Annotated in this window: 1 protein-coding gene; it reads left to right on the top strand. The window is 41.2% G+C overall.

Annotated features, from left to right (window positions below):
• Positions 1 to 90: 90 nt before the first annotated feature.
• A complete protein-coding gene (locus ACH0AB_RS11855) occupies positions 91 to 999 on the top strand; it encodes an IS982 family transposase (protein ID WP_406878267.1) in 909 nt (302 codons plus the stop codon).
• The last annotated feature ends 40 nt before the right edge of the window (positions 1,000 to 1,039 follow it).

Below are 1,039 nucleotides of genomic sequence, written 5' to 3'. Positions count from 1 at the left end.
ACCTGAATTCGACATAAGAAAGGATAAAAAAAAGAAGCCCAACATGCTAAAGTAAGTTCACCACAAACACCTTTAACCAGGACTTCTTACATGGACAATCTTGTAGAACTTTACTGCCACATCGACGACTTTTGCAAAGCCTACACAGCCGAGCAACAGCAGAAAATGCTAAAAATAAGGAACAACAGCAGTAAAAAGCCACGCAACAAACCATGCAAAATAAGTTTAGCAGAAATCATCACCATCTTGGTACTATTTCATCAAATACGCTATCGAGAATTTAAAGCCTTTTACTATGGCTATGTCTGTCAATGGCTAAAAAATGCCTTTCCAAGACTACCAAGTTACAACAGAATGGTAGAACTGATGGAAAAAGCCGTATATCCCATGTGTGACTACCTACAATTCTTAATGCAAGGCAACTGCACAGGGATTAGCTACATCGACTCAACCAGCCTAGCGGTTTGTGATAACCACCGTATCAAACGCAACAAAGTCTTTGCCGATACAGCAGGACAGGGCAAAAGCAGTATGGGCTGGTTCTTTGGCTTTAAATTACACGCCATCATCAACCACCGAGGTGAACTCGTGAATCTTACCGTGACAGCGGGCAATGTTGATGACAGAAAGCCTGTCAAACAACTGTGTGAAAACCAAGTCTTTGGTAAACTGTTTGGCGATAAAGGCTACATTGATAAATCCCTAACCGCTTGGCTAGACGAAAACTTGGATGTTGAACTGGTTACCAACGTCAAAAAGAATATGAAAGCTAAAGACATTGCTTGGTTAGATAAGCGATTGCTTAAACGCCGTTTCTTGATTGAGACGGTGTTTGATGAGTTAAAGAATATTTGCCATATCGAGCATTCAAGGCATCGTAGCCATGTTGGGTTTATGAGTAATTTGGTGTCAGGGCTGATTGCTTATTGCCATCAACCCAAGAAGCCGACACTTAAAAATGTGCTGATTGAACCTTTCGTCGCTAAGATTGCTTGCTAATTCAAAGCCTTAGGGTATAGCTTATGTCGAACTGGGGTTA

It is taken from the genome of Moraxella sp. 179-F 1C4 NHS, from assembly GCF_045370505.1.
GTDB lineage: Bacteria > Pseudomonadota > Gammaproteobacteria > Pseudomonadales > Moraxellaceae > Faucicola > Faucicola tetraodonis.
This window is presented reverse-complemented; position numbering and strand designations above follow the sequence as displayed.

Bases quoted from the DNA above. Each gene is read 5' to 3' on its own strand.
- ACH0AB_RS11855 (WP_406878267.1), top strand. From the start codon at position 91: ATGGACAATCTTGTAGAACTTTACTGCCACATCGACGACTTTTGCAAA.